This is a genomic window from Luethyella okanaganae (genome assembly GCF_042660285.1).
In the GTDB taxonomy this organism is placed as follows: domain Bacteria; phylum Actinomycetota; class Actinomycetes; order Actinomycetales; family Microbacteriaceae; genus Luethyella; species Luethyella okanaganae.
This window is the reverse complement of sequence record NZ_JBHSTP010000002.1, coordinates 310,572-332,281: the sequence shown is the minus strand read 5'-3', so window position 1 is coordinate 332,281 and position 21,710 is coordinate 310,572. Positions and strand designations below refer to the sequence as shown.

At 65.0% G+C, this 21,710-nt stretch carries 19 protein-coding genes; 9 read left to right on the top strand and 10 right to left on the bottom strand.

The window, feature by feature from the left end:
• Positions 1–34: 34 nt before the first annotated feature.
• The 5 genes from ACFQB0_RS09220 to ACFQB0_RS09200 all read right to left on the bottom strand — a co-directional run bounded on the left by ACFQB0_RS09220 (position 35) and on the right by ACFQB0_RS09200 (position 6,888).
• Positions 35–1,348: an aminotransferase-like domain-containing protein gene (locus ACFQB0_RS09220; protein WP_386730489.1), complete on the bottom strand. Its 1,314-nt coding sequence runs from the start codon at positions 1,346–1,348 to the stop codon at positions 35–37.
• 158 nt (positions 1,349–1,506) lie between these two features.
• Positions 1,507–1,830 (bottom strand): thioredoxin, encoded by a 324-nt coding sequence (gene trxA, locus ACFQB0_RS09215; RefSeq protein ID WP_386730487.1) that lies wholly within the window; start codon positions 1,828–1,830, stop codon positions 1,507–1,509.
• A gap of 48 nt (positions 1,831–1,878) precedes the next feature.
• On the bottom strand, positions 1,879–2,880 hold the full coding sequence (gene trxB / locus ACFQB0_RS09210; protein WP_386730485.1) for a thioredoxin-disulfide reductase: 1,002 nt from the start codon (positions 2,878–2,880) through the stop codon (positions 1,879–1,881).
• A 140-nt stretch (positions 2,881–3,020) separates the two neighbouring features.
• On the bottom strand, positions 3,021–4,634 hold the full coding sequence (gene murJ / locus ACFQB0_RS09205; protein ID WP_386730483.1) for a murein biosynthesis integral membrane protein MurJ: 1,614 nt from the start codon (positions 4,632–4,634) through the stop codon (positions 3,021–3,023).
• Positions 4,627–6,888, bottom strand: a complete 2,262-nt coding sequence (locus tag ACFQB0_RS09200; protein WP_386730480.1) for a DUF6049 family protein — start codon at positions 6,886–6,888, stop codon at positions 4,627–4,629. Before ACFQB0_RS09200 ends, murJ begins: the two co-directional genes overlap by 8 nt.
• 381 nt (positions 6,889–7,269) lie before the next feature.
• On the opposite strand from ACFQB0_RS09200, the gene ACFQB0_RS09195 reads away from it, so the two are divergent.
• From ACFQB0_RS09195 to dnaB, 8 genes are all read left to right on the top strand, one after another.
• A complete protein-coding gene (locus ACFQB0_RS09195) occupies positions 7,270–8,700 on the top strand; it encodes a CCA tRNA nucleotidyltransferase (RefSeq protein WP_386730477.1) in 1,431 nt (476 codons plus the stop codon).
• A gap of 92 nt (positions 8,701–8,792) precedes the next feature.
• Entirely contained in the window at positions 8,793–10,142 is a 1,350-nt protein-coding gene (locus ACFQB0_RS09190) for an ABC transporter substrate-binding protein (RefSeq protein WP_386730476.1), read from the top strand.
• Between the two features lie 207 nt (positions 10,143–10,349).
• A complete protein-coding gene (locus tag ACFQB0_RS09185) occupies positions 10,350–11,342 on the top strand; it encodes a hypothetical protein (protein ID WP_386730473.1) in 993 nt (330 codons plus the stop codon).
• A 426-nt stretch (positions 11,343–11,768) separates the two neighbouring features.
• Positions 11,769–12,149 carry a 30S ribosomal protein S6 gene (gene rpsF, locus ACFQB0_RS09180; RefSeq protein WP_386730471.1) on the top strand — a complete coding sequence of 127 codons (381 nt, stop codon included), beginning with the start codon at positions 11,769–11,771 and terminating at the stop codon, positions 12,147–12,149.
• 5 nt (positions 12,150–12,154) lie between these two features.
• Entirely contained in the window at positions 12,155–12,652 is a 498-nt protein-coding gene (locus ACFQB0_RS09175) for a single-stranded DNA-binding protein (RefSeq protein WP_386730469.1), read from the top strand.
• A gap of 118 nt (positions 12,653–12,770) precedes the next feature.
• Positions 12,771–13,034 carry a 30S ribosomal protein S18 gene (gene rpsR, locus ACFQB0_RS09170; protein ID WP_012039648.1) on the top strand — a complete coding sequence of 88 codons (264 nt, stop codon included), beginning with the start codon at positions 12,771–12,773 and terminating at the stop codon, positions 13,032–13,034.
• An 11-nt stretch (positions 13,035–13,045) separates the two neighbouring features.
• On the top strand, positions 13,046–13,498 hold the full coding sequence (gene rplI / locus ACFQB0_RS09165; protein WP_386730464.1) for a 50S ribosomal protein L9: 453 nt from the start codon (positions 13,046–13,048) through the stop codon (positions 13,496–13,498).
• 486 nt (positions 13,499–13,984) lie between these two features.
• Positions 13,985–15,358, top strand: a complete 1,374-nt coding sequence (gene dnaB / locus ACFQB0_RS09160) for a replicative DNA helicase (RefSeq protein WP_386730463.1) — start codon at positions 13,985–13,987, stop codon at positions 15,356–15,358.
• A 465-nt stretch (positions 15,359–15,823) separates the two neighbouring features.
• On the opposite strand, the gene ACFQB0_RS09155 is transcribed toward dnaB, so the two are convergent.
• Both ACFQB0_RS09155 and ACFQB0_RS09150 read right to left on the bottom strand, forming a co-directional pair.
• Positions 15,824–16,312 (bottom strand): DUF6326 family protein, encoded by a 489-nt coding sequence (locus ACFQB0_RS09155; protein WP_386730460.1) that lies wholly within the window; start codon positions 16,310–16,312, stop codon positions 15,824–15,826.
• Between the two features lie 96 nt (positions 16,313–16,408).
• The gene (locus tag ACFQB0_RS09150; protein ID WP_386730458.1) at positions 16,409–17,449 is read right to left on the bottom strand and encodes an NAD(P)-dependent alcohol dehydrogenase; all 1,041 of its coding nucleotides are present in this window, start codon (positions 17,447–17,449) and stop codon (positions 16,409–16,411) included.
• A 117-nt stretch (positions 17,450–17,566) separates the two neighbouring features.
• On the opposite strand from ACFQB0_RS09150, the gene ACFQB0_RS09145 reads away from it, so the two are divergent.
• Entirely contained in the window at positions 17,567–18,241 is a 675-nt protein-coding gene (locus ACFQB0_RS09145; RefSeq protein WP_386730455.1) for a TetR/AcrR family transcriptional regulator, read from the top strand.
• Positions 18,242–18,775: 534 nt separating this feature from the next.
• Here the strand turns inward: ACFQB0_RS09145 and ACFQB0_RS09140 are convergent.
• The 3 genes from ACFQB0_RS09140 to ACFQB0_RS09130 form a co-directional block, all read right to left on the bottom strand.
• Complete coding sequence (locus ACFQB0_RS09140) at positions 18,776–19,588, bottom strand: SDR family oxidoreductase (protein WP_386730452.1); 813 nt, start codon at positions 19,586–19,588, stop codon at positions 18,776–18,778.
• A 307-nt stretch (positions 19,589–19,895) separates the two neighbouring features.
• Entirely contained in the window at positions 19,896–20,681 is a 786-nt protein-coding gene (locus ACFQB0_RS09135) for an ATP-binding cassette domain-containing protein (RefSeq protein WP_386730450.1), read from the bottom strand.
• A 2-nt stretch (positions 20,682–20,683) separates the two neighbouring features.
• A complete protein-coding gene (locus ACFQB0_RS09130; protein ID WP_386730448.1) occupies positions 20,684–21,682 on the bottom strand; it encodes an ABC transporter permease in 999 nt (332 codons plus the stop codon).
• Positions 21,683–21,710: the final 28 nt, after the last annotated feature.

Genomic DNA, 21,710 nt, shown 5'->3' with positions numbered 1-21,710 from the left:
GTTTTCCTTGCTCCTAGAGGACTCACTGGCCACGTTATGACACATTGGGCGGCGGCGAGGTGAACTGCGCGCCACCCTGGACCATGTCGAGCGCTCCCGTTCCGGCGAAGGTCTCGAGCAGATCGAGTTCACCCTGGATCACGGTCGTCAGGCGACGGATACCGAGGCGGATCTGCTCCGGGGTCGGGTAGCAGAACGAGAGTCGGATGTTCTGCCGTCCGTTGCCGTCGGCGTAGAACGCGGTGCCCGGCGTGTATGCGACGAGCTCCTTGACGGCGCGCGGCAGCATGGCCTTGGAGTCGAGGGGTTCCGGGAGGGTGACCCACACGTAGAACCCGCCAGCGGGGTTCGTCCAGCTCAATTGCGGCAGATACTCGCCGAGCGCCGAGACCATGGCCTGCTTGCGTTCGGCGTACACGCCACGGAAGGTGTCGATCTGCGCCTTCCAGTCGGCCCGTGACAGGTACTCCGAGATCACGAGCTGGCTGAACGAGCTCGGCGAGAGCACGGCAGCTTCGTTCGCGAGCACGAGCTTCTCGCGGATCGCATGCGGGGCGAGCGCCCAGCCCATGCGAAACCCTGGGGCGAGGGTCTTGGAGAAGGTGCCGAGGTAGATGACGCCGTCCTCCTCGACCGAGCGCATCGCATCCGGAGCCTTGCGGTCGAAGTAGAGCAGTCCGTATGGGTTGTCCTCGAGGACCAGGATGCCGTTCTCTCGAGCGATCTCGAGGATCTCGAGCCGGCGCTCCCAGCTGAGGGTGACGCCGGCCGGGTTCTGGAAGGTGGGAACGGTGTAGAGCAGCTTGATGGTGCGACCGGTCGCCCGCAGTCGTGCGATGTGCTCGCGCAGCGCCTCGGGGATCATGCCGTGCTCGTCCATGGGCACGTGGTCGACATCCGCCTGGTATGAGCGGAAGATCACCATCGCCGTGACGTAGCTGGGACCCTCGGCGATCACGATGTCACCAGGGTCGAGAAAGAGCTTGCTCACGAGTTCGAGTGCATGCTGCGAACCGGTCGTCACGACCACATCGTCGGCGTTCGCGGATATCCCCTCGAGTGCCATCACTTCGAGGATCTGCTCCCGAAACCTCGGGATTCCCTGACCAGAGCCGTATTGCAGCGCGACGGCACCCTGCTCGACCATGACGCGGTCCATCGCGTCGATCACGAGGTCCTGCGGCAGCGCTGAGACGAACGGCATGCCGCCGGCGAGCGAGACGACCTCGGGTCGGGAGGCAACGGCGAACAGGGCGCGCACCTCGGAGGCGCGCAGGCCGGCGGCTCGCTCCGAGTAGTGGTGGTACCACGGGTCGAGGTTGTTACCGGCCTGCTGCTGTTCAGTCACTGGTCATCCGTTCTCATGCGGTGTCAATGTTAGTTGCTGTCTGTGAGATGGTCCGTCTGTGAGATGGTCTCCGTCCGTGCAAGCCCCTCCCCTGGAACTTCCCAGGAAAAGAAAGAACCCCCGGCCGTGTGGCCGAGGGTTCCCTGTAGGGTGGTCGGCTACGCGAGGTAGGCGGCCAGGTCTGCTTCGAGAGCGGGCTTCGGCTTGGCGCCGATGACGGTCTTGACGACCTCTCCGCCCCGGTACACCTTCATCGCTGGGATGGAGGTGATCTGGTACTTCATGGCGAGCTGCGGGTTCTCGTCGACATTCACCTTGACGATGTCGAGCTTGTCCGAGTGCTCCGTGGCGATCTGGTCGAGGATCGGGCTGACGGCGCGACACGGACCGCACCACTCGGCCCAGAAGTCCACGAGCACGGTCTTCTCGCTCTTGAGCACTTCCTGCTCGAAGGTTGCGTCGGTTACGGCGCGTGCGGTCATTTCATTCTCCTTTGTGGGGGTCTTCCGCGGGGTCGAGGTCGGGATCGGCTAGTTCGCCGCCACGAGCTGTTCTGTGCCGCTCGCCTGTGCGAGAGCGTTGGTGTCGCCGGCCTCGTCCAGCAATTCCTTAGGGAGTGTCGCGAGGTAGTGCTCGGCGTCGAGCGCTGCCACCGTGCCGGAACCGGCTGCGGTGACCGCCTGGCGATAAGTGGGGTCGACGACGTCTCCGGCGGCAAAAACACCGGTCAATGATGTTTTCGAGGTGCGACCGGCAACGGCGATCGTACCTTCGGGAGCCAGGTCGAGCTGTCCGTGGATGAGGTGGGTGCGCGGATCGTTGCCGATCGCGATGAACAGCCCGCCGAGCTCCAGCTCCGACTCGGCACCGGTCACCGTGTCGCGGAGAGTGACGCCGGTGACGGCATCCGCACCCGTGATGCCGATGACCTCGGAGTTCCAGACGAACTCGATCTTGGGGTCGTCGAACGCACGCTCCTGCATGATCTTCGAGGCGCGCAGGGCGTCTTTGCGATGGATGACGTAGACCTTCGAGGCGAAACGCGTAAGAAAGGTCGCCTCCTCCATGGCCGAGTCTCCTCCTCCGACCACGGCGATCGTCTTGTCGCGGAAGAAGAAGCCGTCGCACGTCGCACACCAGGAGACGCCGTGACCGGAGAGTCTCTCCTCATCGGCGAAGCCGAGCTTGCGGTAGGCGGAGCCCGTGGCGAAGATCACGGCGAGTGCTTCGTGGATGACGCCGGATCCGAGGGTGACGGTCTTGACCGCGCCCTTCAGGTCGAGGCTCGTCACGTCGTCGTAGACGACCTCTGTGCCGAAGCGCTCGGCCTGCTGTTGCATCTGCGTCATGAGTTCCGGGCCCTGGATGCCGTCTGGGAAGCCAGGGAAGTTCTCGACATCGGTCGTGTTCATCAGTTCTCCGCCGGCCTCGACGGAACTCGCGATGAGCAGTGGCTTGAGGTTGGCGCGTGCGGCGTAGATCGCAGCGGTGTAGCCGGCGGGGCCGGAGCCGATGATGATGATCTGGCGCAAGCTGTGCTCCCTCACTCGTGCGATGAGACGCCGTGTAGGCGCCGCGCAAAGATGTGAACACAGTCTAGGCGGTGGATATTCCGGATGACCTGGGTGGGCGTGGCGCGGTGTGGTTCAGGCTCGACGATGGCCCGTGGGCATCAGCGGCGGATGCGAGCGAGCAGCGGGTCGATCACGGGCTGCAACTCGGGGACACGGAACAGCGCGAGCAACCCGAAGTAGACGATCCCCATCGTCGCTCCGGTGGCGGTCATGCAGAGCACAGCGCCGGGGAAGCTCGCGGTTCCGAACCCTCCAGCGCCCACTCCGTCGGTGAGCACGAGCACGACGAAGCCGGCGAAGAGGGCCGGGAGTGCTGCGATCGCATAGCGCAGCAGGCTCGACACGATGCGATGTGACTCGAGGCCGTCGAGACGCTTGCTCAACAGGCGCCAGGCCAGCACCATCTGTGCCGTGCCCGCGATGCTCATGACGAGGGCGATGCCCAGGCCGATGACGACCTTCGGCAGTAGAAGGCCGACGAGTAGCGCTCCGCCCGAGAACAGCACGACCTGGAAGAGGGTGAAGAAGAACGGTGTCCGCGTGTCTCCGAGGGCGTAGAACCCGCGCTGGATCACGAACAGGATGCAGAACGGCACGAGTCCGAGCACGAAAGCGATGATGATGAGCCCCATGGCGACAATGTCGTCGTAACTAACGGTGAACAGGCTTGCGAACGGATAGGCGACGACGATGAGCACCGCGGCCGAGAAGACGATGAGCAGAGACGTCACGCGCACCGCGGCCGAGATATCCGCGCGCAACGATGCCCTGTCGTCGCCGCGGGTGTGTTCGGCCATGCGGGTAAAGTATGCCGTGGCGATCGAGACCGTGATCACCGAGTGCGGCAGCATGAAGATGAGCCAGGAGAACTGCAGCGTCGTCACCGATGCGTCGCCGGATGCGATGCTTGCCACCTGGGTCTCCACGAGACCGGCCAGCTGGGTGAGCAGCAGCATGCCGAAGGTCCATCCGGCCAGTCTTCCGGCCGCTCCGAGCCCAACGCCGCGCCAGGCGAAGTCTGGGCGGTAACTGAGCCCGGCCCGACGCCAGAACACGAACAGGATGAGCGCCTGTGCGGCGACGCCGAGCGTCGCGGATCCGCCGATCAAGGCGATCATGCCGGGCGTCCAGTCGGTGACCGCTCTGGCCGTGTTCGCGGCGGAGCCGAAGAGGGCGATGAAGCCGAGGAGCCCGAGGATGGCGACGACGTTGTTGAGCACGGGAGCCCAGGTGAACGGGCCGAACATCTTGCGTGCGTTGAGGATCTCGCCGAGTACCGTGTACAGGCCGTAGAAGAAGATCTGCGGTAGGCACCAGTAGGCGAAGGCGGTCGCGAGCGCCTGCTGTTCCCGTTCCCAGCTCGGGGCGTAGACGGTGACCAGCACAGGAGCGATGAGCACGGCGACGACAGTGGCCCCGCCGATGATGACGAGTGTGATGGTGAGTAGCTTGTTGATGTATCCGCGTCCACCATCGGGGTGGATGCTCGCTCGAACGATCTGCGGAACGAGCACAGCGCTCAGCACGCCGCCTGCGATGATCACGTAGAGGTTGTTCGGCAGCTGGTTGGCCACGGCGAACGCGTCGGCGCTCCTGCCGATGGTGCCGATCGTCTGGGCGAGCACGATCGCCTTCACGAAACCGAGCAGCCGTGAGACGATCGTGCCGGAGGCGAGGAAGGCGCTCGCGCGTCCGATACCGGACTCACTCACGAGGCGAGTTCCTCTGCGCGTCCGGAGTCGTTGAGGTGCCATCGCCGTCGCGCGAACCGTCGTTCGATGGCGGAGAGGTCTCCTGCTCGTCGCCGGCCTGGCGCGTTGAAGAAGCCTTGCCGGCTCCGGCCTCGCCCACCACGGAGCCTTCTGCGGCCGCGGCCGCCTGATCGGCGCCGGCCGCACGCTCCCGTCGGCGTCGCCGGATGTTGCGCCAGATGCCGAAACCGAAGAAGAGCACGACGAGGGACGCCAGGATCGCCGCCCCCAGCCCCTCCCAGTCGGCCTGGACGTTCACGGGGATGGTCGAGACCGAGCCGAGTTGCGTCCCGGTCGAGGAGAAGAGCGTGACGCTCAGCACCACTTGGCCATTGCCGACCTTCGCACTCACGGGAACCTGCACCGTGTTGCTCGACTCCGCGGCGATCGTCGCGCCCACCTGTTGTTCGACGACGAGGCGAGGGTTCGACGGCACGACCTGCACCCGCACGGTCACGGGCTGGTCGAACTTGTTGTTGACCGCGATGGGAATCTGGGCCGTGCTGCCAACGACATTGATCGAACTGCTCTGCACGACCGAGACGGAATCAAGGATCCCTCGGGTCAGGCTCAGGTGGTCGGCGACGGCCGTGTGCCAATCCTCCTCGTTCGCCCTCCAAGAGTTCGCGAGCAGTGCAAGGAGCCGCGCCCGCTCGCGCCCCGTGAGCACGGTCGGATCGGCGAGGGTGGTGGAGAAGTCGCCGATCTCGCCTTCGCGAGCCGCGAGCATGGAGACGGCGCCGACTCGTGCCTCGGACTCCGGCGAGTCACGGAGCGCCACGGCCGTCGGCGTCTCCGTGAGCATGTGCGAGAAGGCGCTCGGCGCCGCGAATGGGAGCGTTGCGAGCGCATCGAGCGTCTGCGTGAGGCGGGTGGTGGTCGGTGGCCAGCCCCGGCCGAGCGTAGCGAGGACCGTGCTCGTCGAAGTGGGATCCTCCGCTGCGGCGACCGCGAGGACGGCGGTCGCCCGTGCCATGGCTCCCTGCCACGCGACATCCGTCACGGCCGTGACCGCGTCGCGCACGGCGGCGGAGAGCTCCGTGTCGGAGACGGCCGCTTTCATCTCGCCGACCGTCGTCGATCCCCGCGGGGTCCACTGACTCGTCACGTTGGAACTCGAGAGGATGGTCGTGGTGACGGCGTTCGCACCGAACACCTTCAGGTCGCCCGTCGTCACCGTGGCGTCTCCCGGCCAGGCGATTCCGGTGACGGTGTACGGCCAGGTGAGCAGCTCGTCGAGCGTCGGAACAGCTCCGGGAGCGGGCGCCGGTGTCGGTGTCGCGTCGCCAGGAGCGGGCATCGGGGTCTTGTCCGCGACGGGTCCCGCGAAGTTCGCCGGGTCGAGCGTGTAGTCGAACGATGTCGGCGCGAGCAGGGTGGTCAAGCCCGCCTGCACCTGCACCGCTGGATCCGCGTCTGCATAGGCGAGGGGGAACACTTCGTTGCCGAGCCGGTAGAGCTGCTCGAGCCAGTCCAGGGCTGACTGCGGTGCGCTGGTGCCGAGTGCACGGATCGACACGATGATCATCGGGTCGATGCCGAGGGCGACGGGGCGGTTGGCGACGCTCTCGAGCTGGCGTGTCAGCAGGCCGTTGGGCGCGGTGAGGGTCTCGAGCGTACTTGCGGGAATGAGTCCATCGGATCCAGACGGCGTCGTGATCGGCATGGCTATGGCGAGGCGCGTGGGAACGACGGCATCGCCGGGGGACCAGACGATGATGCCGCGTCCTGAGGCCGTCGCGTTCGCGGTGGCGTCGACGGTCAGTTTCGCGGTGAGGCCGTATGCGCCGAGCGGCGAGCCGTCGAGCCCGACGGATGCCGCAGGCACGGTGACCGGAACGACCGCGCTCGTAGCCTGCGCAATGGTGGGCGTCGGCACGCTGGCTACGATGTCGCCCGGGGTCGATGGGGAGTCATCCGGATGCAGCCAGGACTCAAGCGCGGAACGGGTGTCGATCGGCGTATCGTCGAGGATCACGTGGACTGTTCCCGGATCGAGGGACTGCTCGGTCGAGTTCGTGATCGTAACGTTCACGGCGAGGTCGTGGGCCGGGCCGAGCACGGCGGAGTCGCTCGGTGCGACGGCGATCCTCACCCGATCGTCCGTGTTCGCAGCGGCCGGCAGGATCGTCGTGCCGGCGGTCGTCGTGCCGGCCAGTGCCGATACCGGCGCGAACGACAGCGCGGCAGCTGCGGCGGCCGCGGCGATTCGCATGCTCAATGGCGACCGCGTCCTCGACGGCGATCCTGTGCCGGAGCGCGCGGCGGCTCCCCGTGAGAGTGCAGGCCGACGCTCGTCAGTCGTCTCGGCCACCATGCAGGAGATTCTACGGCGTCGAACCGGGGAGCGACCCGCGGCATCTTGAGGAGTCGGATGCCGGGCAGCTCTCCGGCATTGAACATGGGGCGCCGTCATCGGCGGCCCGTCGGATGCGGGCCGGAGCAGGCGTCCGGCACCTCGGCGTGATGTTCACAGCTCAGGCGGTTTCGACTCGAACGTGAAGGCGGCCCGGGCCGGCGTGAAGCGCCGGACCCATCGCCCGGGAACCGCCTGAGCTGTGAACACGGCGACGACGCGCCCTCTAACATGGTCAGCATGCAGAGTGTCGCGGCAGCCCTCGCCAGGCTGGGCGAGCTGGCAGCCTCCCCCGCCGTTTCGCGCCTGGCGTCAACGTTCAGGGCGGCCGGTCATGAGCTCGCCCTCGTCGGCGGGCCTGTTCGCGACGCCTTCCTCGACCGGGGCACGAACGACCTGGACTTCGCCACCGATGCGACGCCCGACCAGATCCTCGCGATCGTCACCCCGATCAGCGAGGCGCACTGGGACATCGGCCGCCAGTTCGGCACCATCGGTGCCAAGGTCGCCGGTGAGACCGTCGAGATCACGACCTATCGCAGCGACAGCTACGACGGCGAGACACGCAAGCCAGAGGTCGTCTTCGGCGACTCGCTCGAAGATGATCTCGGGCGCCGCGATTTCACGGTCAACGCTCTTGCGCTCCGGCTTCCCGAGATGACTCTCGCCGATCCGTCCGGCGGCATCGAAGATCTGCTGGCCAGGCGGCTGCGCACCCCGTCGGCTCCGGAGGTCTCGTTCGGCGACGACCCCCTGCGCATGATGCGCGCCGCCCGCTTCACCTCGCAGCTTGGCTTCGAAGTCGACGATGGGGTGCGTGAGGCGATGACGGCGCTCGCCGAGCGCATCCGACGCATCTCGGCCGAGCGCGTCAGAGACGAGCTCTCCAAACTTCTGAAGACCGATGCCCCGCGCGCGGGGATCGAGCTGCTCGTCGACTCCGGTCTCGCCACCATCGTGCTGCCTGAGGTGCCCGCGTTGCGGCTCGAGGTCGACGAGCACCACAGTCACAAGGATGTCTACCGGCACAGCCTCACCGTTCTCGATCAGGCCATCGACTACGAGGGATCGAGGGGCCGCCTCGACTCCCCCGACCTCATCGTGCGCCTCGCCGCCCTCTTACACGACATCGGCAAGCCGGCGACGCGCCGACTCGAACCCGGCGGCTCCGTCAGTTTCTACCACCACGATCTCGTCGGGGCGAAACTCGCGAAGAAACGGCTTCGCGAGCTTCGCTACGACAATGACACGATCGCGGCCGTCTCCCGGCTCATCGAGTTGCACCTGCGCTTCTTCGGCTACACGGAGGGCGCATGGACGGCCTCGGCGGTGCGTCGTTATGTGCGGGATGCCGGTGACCAGCTTGAGCGGCTGCACATCCTGACCCGCGCCGATGTGACGACGCGCAACAGGCGCAAGGCGGACAGGCTCGGTTTCGCCTACGACGACCTCGAGCAGCGCATCGCAGCGCTCGCCGAAGAGGAGGAGATCGCTGCGGTCCGTCCCGATCTCGACGGGGAGCGGATCATGGCGATCCTCGGCATCAGGCCCGGCCGGGAGGTCGGGGAGGCCTACCGCTTCCTCCTGGAACAACGTCTCGACGACGGACCGCTTGGCGAGGAGGAGGCGACCAAGCGGCTGCGTGCATGGTGGGCGAACCGGGTGGGCTGAGCGGTATCCGCGGTTTCGGATGCCGCGAGCACGACCCGATGTCTCGCTCCGGTTCGACCCGGACTGCTACCGTCCCAGTGGAGGACTGATAGATGGCAACGCGCTCACGCACATTCGTGACGATCGCGGCCGCGATCTCGGTGCTGGTCGCCGCGGTCGCTCTGGGCGGCGGCATCGCCCTCGTCGGCGGCATCGTGGGATCCGGCAAGACGGTCGTGACCGTCCGGCTGTGGGACGACAAGGTCGCCGCAGCCTACGAGGCGTCCTTCGCCGAGTTCGAGCAGAGCAACTCCGATATCGCGATCGACGTCACCGTCATCCCCTGGTCGCAGTATTGGACTCAGTTGGAGTCCGATGTCTTAGCGGGCTCCGCCGCCGACATCTTCTGGATCAACAGCTCCTACTACGCCGACTACGCCGACAAGGGTGCGCTTCTCGACATCGACCGATCGTTCGGCACGAACGCCAAGAGCGGTTGGGCGCCGAGCGTCGTCGATCAGTTCACGCGCAACGGGTCGCTGTGGGGCATCCCGCAGCTCTCCGACGCGGGAATCGCTATCTACTACAACAAGGCGGCGCTCGCGGCGAGCGGGGTCTCCGCCGAGTCGCTCGAGGCTCTCGTGTGGAACCCCGATCCGGCGGCGGATACCTTCCTGCCGGTCGTACAGGCTCTGACGAAGGACACCTCCGGCCGTCCGGCGAACGATCCAGAATTCGACGCTTCGGCGCTCGCTCAGTTCGGATACAACGCAGCGAACGAGCTGCAGGCGATCCAGTTGCCGTTCATCGGTTCGAACGGTGGCCGGTTCCAGGATGGCGAGGAGTTCACCTTCACCAGCCCCCGGACGGCCGAGGCGATGCAATACCTCGTCGATCTCGTCAACCGCTACCGGGTGAGCCCGCCGGCCGCCGCCACGAATGCCGACGGCGACTACAGCCTCGACCAGTTCGTCGGGGGCAGGATGGCGCTCTTCCAATCCGGTCTCTACAATCTCGCCAGTGTCGCCGAGGCGGCGAATTTCGACTGGGGCGTCGCGTCGATCCCCGCGGGGCCGGCCGGCCGGGTCTCGGTCACGAACGGTGTCGCGGCCGCAGGCAACACCGCGTCGAGTCATCCGGGCGCGACCCGCAAGGTGCTCGCCTGGCTCGGCTCGGAGAGAGGGAACCGCTTCATCGGGGCGAACGGTGCGGCCGTTCCCGGCGGCGTCGACGCTCAGCAGGCCTACTTCGACTATTGGACCTCGAAGGGCGTCGACGTGTCGAAGTTCTTCGACGTCGTCGCCGGCGACGCCACGACGATCTCTCCACCACAGGGCACGAACTTCAACGCGGTGGTCGCGGTGTACGACCCGATCTTCGATGAGGTCTTCGCGAACGGCATCCCGGTCGCCGAGGGCCTGGAGCGTGCGGAGGCGGAGGCGAACGCCGTGATCGCGAAGTAGCCCGTCTCGTGCGGCCCGCGTTGCTCGGCCACCCCCGCGAGTGTGCCCATTTCCGACGAGACAGCCCGGTATACCGGGCACACTCGTCGGAAATGGGCACACTCGGTGCCGCCGAGACGGTTATCCACAGGTGCCCTCGTCCGCGAGTTGTGCACAGATTTCTCGCGCCGAGGATTTCGCGGTATCCCGTCCCGCCAGGCTCGAGATATGGCTCACACTCCTCCTCCCCACCCAGACGGGTTTGCCACGCCGTCTGCTCTCCAGGTGCTGCTGACCCGAGAACAGGGGCTCCGCGGGGCGGACGGTCGTGATCTTCAGAGGGGTGCGGACGCTGGCGCGCTCGAGCGCATCCGCCGTGGCGTGTTCCTCCCGAGCGAGGAGTGGCGGAATCTCGACGGGCGAGCAAGACATCTGATGCGGATGCGGGCGGTAGCGGAGACTCGCCACAGCCAGCCGGTCTACTCACACGTTTCGGCCGCCGCGCTCTGGGGGTTGCCGATCATTGGTCACTGGTCGGAGCAGGTGCATCTGTTGGCGCCGTTCAACTCGGGCGCACGCTCGAAGAACGGGGTGATATGGCATCATGATGCGTTCGTCGACGACGATGTCGTAGAACTCGACGGTGTGTTCGTCACTTCGTTGCAGCGCACGTTGATCGACCTCGCGCGCACGTCGTCGTTTCTCTCTGCGGTTGCATCGCTCGACCACGGAACGCGGCGTCAGCTCGTTGTGCCGCATGGTTCCCCCTGGAACGGGGTTCCGAAAGAGGTCCTCCTCGAACGATTGGCCAGGGAGGGGAAGCGGCGCGGGAGCAGCCGGGCCCGTGCGGCAGTGGCATTCTCCGACAATAGATCCGGCTCGCCGGGCGAATCGCTCAGTCGCGGGCAGATCCACCTCTGTGACTTTCCGCCGCCGCTTCTGCAGGTCGCTTTTGAACGAAGCGACGGTGGGAACGACGTCGTCGACTTCGATTGGCCGGACTTCGCGCTGATCGGTGAATTCGACGGCAAGGCCAAGTACCGGCGTGAGGAGTACACCGCCGGACTCCCGATCGAAGAGATCGTGTGGCGGGAGAAGCTTCGAGAGGATCGCTTGAGGAGTCAGGATCGGCGCGTTGTGCGCTGGGTCTGGGATGAGGCGATGCGGCGCGCAACGCTTCGCGCGATCCTCCTCAAAGCGGGACTGCGCCCGGCCCGATGACGGCTCATGGCTCACGCTCTTTTTTGAGTGAGTGGGTCCTTTTCCGACGAGTGTTCCCGATATGCCGGACCGTTTCGTCGAAAATAGCCACACTCGGCAGGGTAGGGATGCGGGGGTGCGAATGGAGTGCAGGGGTGGTGCAGGTGCAGGTGCAGGTGCAGGTGCAGGTGCAGTGCGGGGGCAGTTGCGGGTGCAGGTGCAGTGCAGGTGCAGGTGCAGTGCGGGGGCGGGTACAGTGCGGGGGCGGGTGCAGTGCGGGTGCGGGTGCAGTGCGGGTGCGGGTGCGGGTGGCGTGAGCGGCCGGCATCCGCTAGCCTATGAAGGTTGTTCACGTGCCGAGATCTTCGGCCTCCGTGTTCCACACATGCACAACCCTCCTGTTGCAGACAGTCTGCAACCGTTTAGTCCGAAGGAGGTGGGTTAGTCATGCATCAGTACGAGTTGATGGTCATCCTCGATCCAGAGATCGATGAGCGCGCCGTTGCTCCCAGCCTTGACAAGTTCCTCAACGTCGTTCGTAGCGATGGCGGAACCGTCGACAAGGTCGACATCTGGGGTCGTCGTCGTCTGGCTTACGAGATCAACAAGAAGACCGAGGGCATCTATGCCGTCGTCAACTTCACCGCCGAGGCTGCAACCACCACGGAGCTCGACCGCCAGCTGAAGCTCAGCGAAGCCGTCATGCGCACCAAGGTGCTGCGTGCCGAAGAAGCGATCGCCCAGGTTGCCGCCGCCGCTAAGCTTGCCGACGAGAAGGCCGCCCGCAAGGCTGCCGCTCCCGCCAAGGCCGCTGCGAAGGACGCCTAGTCCTCATGGCAGGCGAGACAATAGTCACCGTGGTGGGCAACCTCACCGCAGACCCGGAGCTGCGCTACACGCAGAACGGACTGGCGGTTGCCAACTTCACCATCGCATCCACTCCGCGCAATTTCGATCGTGCGGCGAACGAGTGGAAAGACGGCGAAGCGCTGTTCCTGCGCGCGAGTGTCTGGCGTGAATTCGCCGAGCACGTTGCCGGTTCATTGACCAAGGGTTCCCGCGTCATCGCTACCGGGCGTCTCAAGCAGCGTTCGTACGAGACGAAGGAAGGCGAGAAGCGCACCAGCATCGAGCTGGAGATCGACGAGATCGGCCCTTCCCTCCGCTATGCGACGGCCTCGCTCACGCGTGTGCAGTCCTCTGGTCCTCGCGGAGGCGGCCCCGCCGGCGGCGGCGGCGAGCCCTGGGCTCCCAGCGCACCTGCCGCCGCCCCCGGTGGCGGAGATGTCTGGAACACTCCGGGCAGCTACAGCGAAGAGACACCCTTCTAGGTCACCGGGCCGACTAGGCCCACCCCGGCGAACGGATTCCAGGATTCGAGGGCTTCCTCGAGCCGGTCGAAGGATCCCGACGCCATCGACAACTTCTTCATTAGACAAAGGAAAGACCATGGCTGGAAAGAGCAGCGGCGACCGCCGCAAGCCACTCCGCGGAGCCAAGGGTGGCAAGAACGCCGCCCCCGCGAAGTCGATCCGCGTTGGTGTCATCGACTACAAAGACGTCGCGACCCTGCGCAAGTTCATCTCCGAGCGCGGAAAGATCCGTGCCCGCCGCATCACCGGCGTTTCCGTTCAGGAACAGCGCCTCATCGCCCGTGCCGTCAAGAACGCCCGCGAAATGGCCCTGCTGCCTTACGCCGGCAGCGGCCGCTAAGGAGCACCGACATGTCAAAACTGATTCTGACGCACGAGGTCTCCGGCCTCGGCGCCCCGGGTGACGTCGTCGAGGTCAAGAACGGCTACGGTCGCAACTACCTCATCCCGCAGGGCTTCGCCGTGCGCTGGACCCGTGGTGGCGAGAAGCAGGTCGAGCAGATCAAGGCCGCTCGCGCGGCTCGTGAGCTCGCCACTCTCGAGGAAGCGCAGGCACTCAAGGCTGCCCTCGAGAACACCAAGGTCACGTTGACCGTCAAGGCCGGTGCCGAAGGCCGTCTGTTCGGCTCGGTGAAGACCGCGGATGTCGCAGAGGCGGTGGCTGCAGCCGGCCTCGGCTCACTCGACAAGCGCAAGATCGAGCTGCCGAACGCGATCAAGGTCGTCGGCGAACACGAAGCCACGATTCGTCTGCGCGACGAGCTGTCGGCCACCATCACCCTTCAGGTGGTTGCCGCCAAGTAGCTTGAGCATTTCGGTGTAGCGGCGAGCTTCAGCTCGCCGCTACACCTTTTTAAGCTGGCTGGGCAAGCAGGAAACCTGCTTGATTCCTCATCTCCATGCACAGGTCGCTGTGAAAACAGCCAACGTTCAAGTCGAAGTCTAAGCAACTTTCTACACACAACTGTGAGTGATTTTTATCCCTGATGAGGGCAGATAATTTTCTGAAAGTTTCTTCGTTACCCACAGCTTTACCCACAGCCTTTGCACACGTCGTCCGGCGTTTCGCGCAGATTCCTCACAGCGTTATCCACAGGTCTGTTTGTGGTGGAGGGCCGGCGTCCGTATGGTGGCAAGGCGTCGGTGTCGCGGGGGTGCGCAACGACTGAGATCCCCGCCGATGTCGGCGGAAGCTGATAACCCTGAACCAGGCACGGAATGGTGCCGGGTTCATTTTGCTGTTCGCTGCGCCCGCGCAGCGACACCCTGAGCACGCTGAGGAGGCGCGGAGTGTCGATCGCCCATCTTGGCCTCGCCGACCAGCGACAGTCCGGTGACAGTCGCCAGTCGGAACGCACTCCCCCTCACGATCTCCTCGCTGAGCAGAGCACCCTCGGCGGAATGCTTCTCAGCAAGGATGCCGTCGCCGATGTCGTTGAGACCCTGCGTGGGCCAGACTTCTACATCCCGAAGCACGAGATAATCTTCGACGCGATTCTCTCTCTCTACTCGCACGGCGAGCCGACCGATGTCATTGCAGTCACCGACGAGCTCACCAAACAGGGCGAGCTCTCCCGGGCCGGCGGAGCCGACTACCTGCACACCCTCACGAGCCTCGTGCCAACGGCCGCGAACGCCGGCTACTATGCGTCGATCGTCGCCGAACGCGCCCTGCTGCGCCGCCTCGTCGAGGCGGGCACCCGCATCGTCCAGATGGGCTACGCGGGCGAGGGCGAGGTTCTCGACCTGGTGAACAACGCCCAGGCCGAGATCTACTCGGTGACGGGCAGCACCGAAACCGAGGACTACGTTCCGCTCACCGAGGCGGTCACCGTCGCTATCGACGAGATCGAGGCCGCCAAGCACACTGATGGCAAGATGACCGGGGTTCCGACGGGCTTCGCAGATCTCGACGACCTCACCAACGGCTTCCATCCCGGCCAGATGATCATCGTCGCCGCACGACCCGCTCTCGGAAAGTCGACGCTCGCCCTCGACTTCGCCCGCTCCGCGGCGATTCACAACGACATGCCCACGATCTTCTTCTCACTCGAGATGGGTCGTTCGGAGATCGCGATGCGCCTACTCTCCGCCGAGTCATCCGTTCCCCTACAGAACATGCGCAAGGGGACGGTCGACAGCCGCGACTGGACGACGATCGCCTCGACGCGCGGCCGGATCAACGACGCCCCCCTCTACATCGACGACAGCCCCAACATGACCCTCGTCGAGATCCGGGCGAAGTGCCGTCGACTTAAGCAGCGCGTCGGACTCAAGATGGTCATCATCGACTACCTGCAGCTCATGACCTCGGGCAAGCGCGTCGAGAGCCGTCAGCAAGAAGTCAGCGAGTTCTCGCGGGCGCTCAAGCTCCTCGCCAAGGAGTTGCAGGTTCCCGTCATCGCGCTGTCGCAGTTGAATCGTGGACCGGAGCAGCGTGCCGACAAGCTTCCGGCGATCAGCGATCTGCGCGAATCCGGCTCGATCGAGCAGGATGCCGACATGGTCATCCTGCTGCACCGTGAGAGCGCCTACGAGAAGGACAACCCGCGTGCCGGCGAGGCCGACCTCATTGTCGCCAAGCACCGCAACGGTCCGACCCGCACCGTGACGGTCGCCTTCCACGGGCACTTCTCGCGTTTCGCGGACCTCGCCAGGGGCTGAGGCGGGTTGTAGGTTCTCGCGCAACCTGTCATATTCTCAGACGACGTGTCACGCACTTGGCAGAATGACAAGTATCTGAGAATCGAAGCCTCTGACCGGGGTGGCCGCCCGCGCGGGTCGTTGAGCAACTCCGCGGCATGGTCAGCTGCCTGCGATGATCTCGGCGATCGGGATTGTGCTGGCGCTGAGGCGATGAATCCGGTGGCAGCTATGCTGACTGCTGCGTCGGCAACCATCGCACTGGAAGGGATCCCCGCCGCGGCTGGGTCCGCGGCCGCGACGGGCCCAGGATGGTTGCCGGCAGCAGGGTCACCATCACGGGCGTTGTCCACCGGCCAGTGAGCCCCCGCGCGAACACCGGGCCGACCGTGAGCAGGTTCTCTGCGCATACTGCGACTGAGCTGGTCACGGTCGGCCCGGTGTCCGCGGCGGCGGGCTTCACGCCGTAGGGCTTAACACGGACACCTACTGTCGAAGGTCCTGTCGAAGGTCGGTCGCCGCGGGACCGGCTGGGACGGCGGGGGTTCGAGGCCAGGTCCAGGCGGAGCGCAGGATGAAGGCCAGGAGCAGCACCTCGACTCCGATGGAGAGGCCGTAGAAGAAGGCCCAGTCCCAGGACTCCCCTGCCGCGTTGAACACCGAGTAGGGGATGTAGAGCATTGCAACAACGAGGTTCGTGGCGCGGTTCACCCGGGCGGGCAGCGTCATGGAGAGCATCACCATTAGAGCCGGGATCGCCACGGACGCGAGCATAACGGTCAACAACGTCGGGCTGATGTCGTACTCAAAGACGACGCCGGCGCGGAGGTTGTCGATGACGCCGGGCTTGTGGAGGTGGAAGTAGTCGACGTAGATGTAGAGGAACATGAAGCTGGTCCATGCGGCGGCGAGCTTGGCCTGCACGGGGATCGGTGGGTTGTCGAGCAGGTTCGGGGTGTTCGTTCGGATGGTCATCGGTTCTTCTTTCGTGAGGAGCGGTCCGTCCGCCGGAGTGGCGGCAGGTCTGGGCGTGCATACGCACGGGTTGGGTCGTTCTCGTCGGTCCGGTCGTCAGACGGTGACGACGACCTTCCCTCGGGTGTGGCCGGCCGCGACGTGGCGGAGGGCGTCGGCTGCTTCGTCGAGGGGGTAGGTGCGGTCGATGACGGGCGTGACCTGCCCGGTCGTGAGCAGGTCGGCCAGGGTGAGCAGGTCCTGGCGCTTCTCGACCGACAGGAAGGGCTTCAGCTGCTGACGGGTGAACCCGGACAGCACGCGCGCTTTGACGATCCGACCGAGGGGGCCGAGCCAGCGGCCGCCGCGTCCGCTGTTGGGGATGAGGATGCCGGTGGGCGTCAGCGCTCGGCGGACAGCCGCCAGGGGCTGGGCTTCCACGTTGTCGAGGATGACGTCGTAGCGCATCTCGGTGCGGGTGAAGTCGGTCCTCGTGTAGTCAACGACGTGGTCGGCGCCGAGCGACCGAACCAAGTCGACGTTGCGGGTGCTGCACACAGCCGTCACCTCGGCGTCAAACGCTTTGGCGATCTGTACGGCGAAGGAGCCCACGCCGCCCGACGCGCCCGTGACCAGCACCGTCTGGCCCGGTCGAACGTTCGCGATCTCGCGCAATGCCTGCAACGCCGCCATGGCCGACGTGGGCACCGCTGCCGCGTCCACGACCGACAGGTTGGCAGGCACGGACACGAGGTTGTCCGCCGGGACGCAGGCGTACTCCGCGAGCGTTCCAGCGGTGCTCCAGCCGAACACCTCGTCGCCGGGGCGGAGAGCGGTGACATCCTTCCCGACCGCTGCCACCACGCCGGCGAGGTCCCTGCCAGGGATGCCGTGGCGCGGCCGGCGGAGCCCGAACGCCAGGCGCACCACGTACGGCTCACCGGTCATGACGAAGTAGTCGCCGGGATGTACCGAGGCCGCGCCCATCTGGACGAGCACATCGCCTCGACCGGGCAGCGGTAACCCGACCTCGGACGGCTCGAGCACTGAGGGCGGGCCGTAGCGGTGCTGGACGGCGGCCCGCATCGTCGCCGCCCGGGCCGGAGTCGCCCCCGGCACCAGGCGTGCTCCGGCATTCGATCGCTGTTCGATTCCCACAGGGGCCTCCTCACGTCCGAGCTGCGACTCTCACTGTTTCGTACGTCGTACGTCGTACACTGTACTATGATCGTACGTTGTACGATTGTCAAGCCGTTCGAGCGAGCGAGGAGAGCCGTGTCTGCGAGGGAACAACGCCAGGTCGCGTCAGACGCGGGGCTGAGCAAGCAGCGGGTGGTGGTCGAGGCGGTCCGGCTCGCCGACCGCGAGGGGGTCGACGGGCTGAGCATGCGCCGGCTGGCTGGCGCGCTCGGCGCGGGCGCGATGTCGCTCTACCACTACGTGGCGAGCAAGGAGGAGCTGCTGGACGCCATGATCGACATCGTGTTCGAGGAGGTCGAGCTCCCGCCTGAAGGGACCAACTGGCAGTCGGCGATGCGACGGCGGGCGGTATCCGCCCGACAGGTTCTCGCGCGCCACCCGTGGGCGATCGGCCTGATGGAGTCGCGGACATCGCCGGGGCCCGCGAACCTCCGCCACCGCGAAGCGGTCACCGCCTGCCTGCGGAGGGCTGGCTTCCCGGTCTTGATGGCGACGCACGCCAACTGGTTGCTTGACAGCTATGTCTACGGTTTCGCCCTGCAGGAAGCCAGCCTGCCGTTCGACACTGCCGATGAGCTCGCGGACATGGCCGAGGCCGTCTTCCTGCCCCAGCTTCCTCCTGACGAGTTCCCCTACCTCAACGAGTCCGCAGCGGCGCTCGTCGCTGCCGGCTACGACCCGGCGGAGGAGTTCATCTTCGGCCTCGACCTTGTCCTCGCCGCCCTCGAGCCCCTGAGAGCCTCCGCATAGCGACGCTCACGGACTGCGCGCGGCCCTCTGCACCGCAGTTCCGATCCATAGCCGCCGTGTTGTAGTGGGCTCGTAGCGGCCGTGCGCCTGGGGTGCCTACGTGACTTCGTCGATTGACTCTGCTGCACTGGCAACAGCAGCCACGGCCAGTTGTCCTTATCTAACAACACTCGCTGCCGAACCCACCTCGCGTTGTGGTGCCGCGACGCGCTGAGCGACCTCCTTGATGCGTCGGTGATCGAGGCTGGATACGGGATCGTTCTTGTAGGTTCCGCGGGTAGTTGCCAAGTCGAGAGACAGGGAGGTGAGTTCGTCTGTGGGCTCGTCCATCCACGGAACGAATATTTGGTGAGAAATCACGTCGAATAGGCACTCGACGTCGCGGTTTTGTCGGGACACCGAGCGCGCCGGTGCGATCGGCGTCAAGGGCAGCCCGGATTAGGTCTGCGGCAATCTCTCCACCCTCGTGAGGGTCGCGGGCAGCAAATCAGCTTCGGTCCAATTGTTCCCGTGGAGGTGCGTGTGACACGGGGATCACGTCAGGTCCACAGATTGCCCCTGAACAGCCTGGAGCTCGTTCTCGAGGTACATGCTGATTCGATCACGCGCATCGGCGCCTACTACAACACGGAAAGGAGTGCCCGGGTTATCCACCGCCCTCACGATCGCGCTCGCGACATCAAACGTCGAGCTGACCTGAGTGCCACTCGACCGAGCCAGTATTTGCTCGGTTCTCCGTACGGCGACATACTCGGAGCCGCTACCACCGCTCGTCGCCAGAGCCTGGTCCACCCACGCGGTTCGAATTCCGCCGGGCTCGATCACAGTGACTTTGATGCCAAGGTCGGTCAATTCGGATGCGAGGGCTTCCGACATTCCTTCCAAGGCAAATTTGCTTGCCGCGTAAATGCTGACACCAGCGGCACCCGTACGCCCAGAGAGAGAGCTGACGTTGACGATGTGTCCGGATTGCTGCTGTCGAAGGAAAGGAAGCGCGGATCGAATGAGGTGCACGGGTCCCCAGAAGTTGGTCTCCATTACACGGTGAGCGAGCTCGAGGTCCATCTCCTCCAGCGATGAGACGGCGCCAACACCAGCCACATTGGCGAGCACATCAATCCGACCATGGATCGCAACAACGCGCTCCACGGCATTCCGACATGACTGGGCGTCGGTCAGGTCTAGATAGACGGAGCTGTCGCTGTTGGTTGCACCACGGGCGCCTCCGACAACGATGTGGCCTCGATCGCGCGCCAGTTCGGTCACCGCTCGGCCGACCCCTCTGCTGGCACCCGAGACGAGCCATACCAGACTGCGATCATCATGCGCATGAAAAGTTTTTATCATGTATAAACGCTAACACGAACAATATTTGTACGACACTTGCGCGCCAGCACAGGCGCGACGTAGCCCGAGCCGAGGGCGCCCGCGGAGGGGAGTCTCCAAATTGGGGCCGTCGCTTGAGTATGGGGGCTCACAACGAGCGGCGAGCGCATCGACGACCAGCGCTGAAAGCGGCCGGCGGCTCCCGATTCCAGCGACCGACTTGTATGTTGCAGTCGTCGGCCCGTACCAAACCAACTCGGCGATGCCCGTGTATGCCATCTCCTCGGTCTGAGTGTCTGGCGCAATAAATCACGGAAGAATCGGGCGTTCACAGGTGGTTATTGCGGATGTCTTGTTCATCAGACGTTCCGGGCCGAGCGGCCGACACGGCGACACCGGTGATGTGTGCGACGAGCTCGTTCTGGCCCATCGATATAAGGTCGCTGGTAGCGACGTGCTTGCCGCGTCGCATCACGATGACTCGGTCCGCTATGCGGTACACCTGGTCAAGATTGTGACTGACCACCAAGACCGCAAGGCCTTTACGCTTGAGTGAGACAATCAAGTCCTCGACACGTGCCGTTTCCGCGACGCCCAGAGCAGCGGTGGGTTCGTCGAGAAGTACCAGACCTTTCGCCCAGTGAGTTGCACGGGCGATCGCGACGGCCTGTCTCTGGCCTCCGGATAGGTGCCGGATAGCCGTCCTTACGCCGGGAATCCGCACATCGAGTTCATCGATTAGCCGCTGCGCCTCGGCCGCCATCAGCTTGCGATCTAGCTGCCCGGTGAAGCGTCGGACTCGTTCTCTGCCGAGGAAAAGATTCATGTATACCGGCTGCCAGTCGGCGAGCGCTAGATCCTGGTAGACGACCTCGATCCCGCGGTCGCGCGCATGTGACCTGCTCCGAGCCGGGTCGCCATTGATAAGGATCTCGCCTCCGCTGGGGGAGTAGACCCCCGAGATCAGCTTGACGAGAGTCGACTTTCCTGCGCCGTTGTCACCGACAAGTGCGACGACTTCTCCCTTCCTGACCTCGAAGGACGCGTCGTCAACTGCGACAACACCTCCGAACTCCTTCCTCAGATTGCGCACAATAAGAGGAGTCACGCCCATTGTCAACGTTTCCGCTCCCTCAGGGTCAAGGCAACGGCTGCCAAGATCAAGATTCCTCGAAAAATCATCTGCTGCGAGACGGCCAGTCCGGCCAGAATTAGTCCATTGTTCAGCGTGGACATCAGCAGCGCTCCGAAGACGGTACCGATCACCGATCCGCGGCCTCCGAACAATCGGGTTCCACCGATGATGACCGCCGTGATGACGGTCATCAGGTCTAGGGCTGCGAAGTCGTAGCGTCCGACCTGCAATCTGCTGGCCAGGAGCAATCCTGTGAACGCTGCAGTAGTGGCGGCGACGACGAACACTGTGATTCGCACGCGTGTTACGCGGATTCCGCTCACCTCGGCGGCGAGCCTGTTGTCCCCTACAACCAGGACGTGAGCGCCGAATCTACGAGATCGGAGAAAGTATTGCGCAATGGCTGTAACGCCGGCCGCCCACAGAATGATGCTGGGAACTCCAAGGACCTCTCCGCCGCCTAATGCGTGTATGAAGCCTTCGGAATTGACTACGACCGATCGTTGGTCGGATAGCGTCATTGAGATGCCGGCGATCACCCCAGCTGTCGCTAGTGTCACGACAAACGAGGGCAGCCTTGCCAGCGTCACGAGAGCGCCGTTGATTGCCCCGACGATGACTCCGGCGGCAAGCGCGCTGCCCACCGCCAAGGCCGGGAAACCGGTTGCCTGCAGAACGAGCGCGGCTACTACTGCCGAAAGTCCCACAACGAATGTGAAGGAGAGATCGAGTTCTCCGGCGGAGAGTACAAAAACCACTCCAACGCCCATGACCACAAGCGGCGCAGCCTGAATAACGATGTTCTCGATGTTGTAGAGCGTGAGGAACCCCGCCGGTCCAAGCCACACCGCAAACACGATGAAGACCAAGGCCAATGCCAGGGGTGCGACGAGGAACTCTCGATCCTTCATGAGCAACGGACTTCGTCCGTTCGACTTTTTCGTTCGCGTCACAGCGCTCGCCCGCTCATCGACAGTCACTGTGTTGTGCTCCTTAGCCTTAATCAAC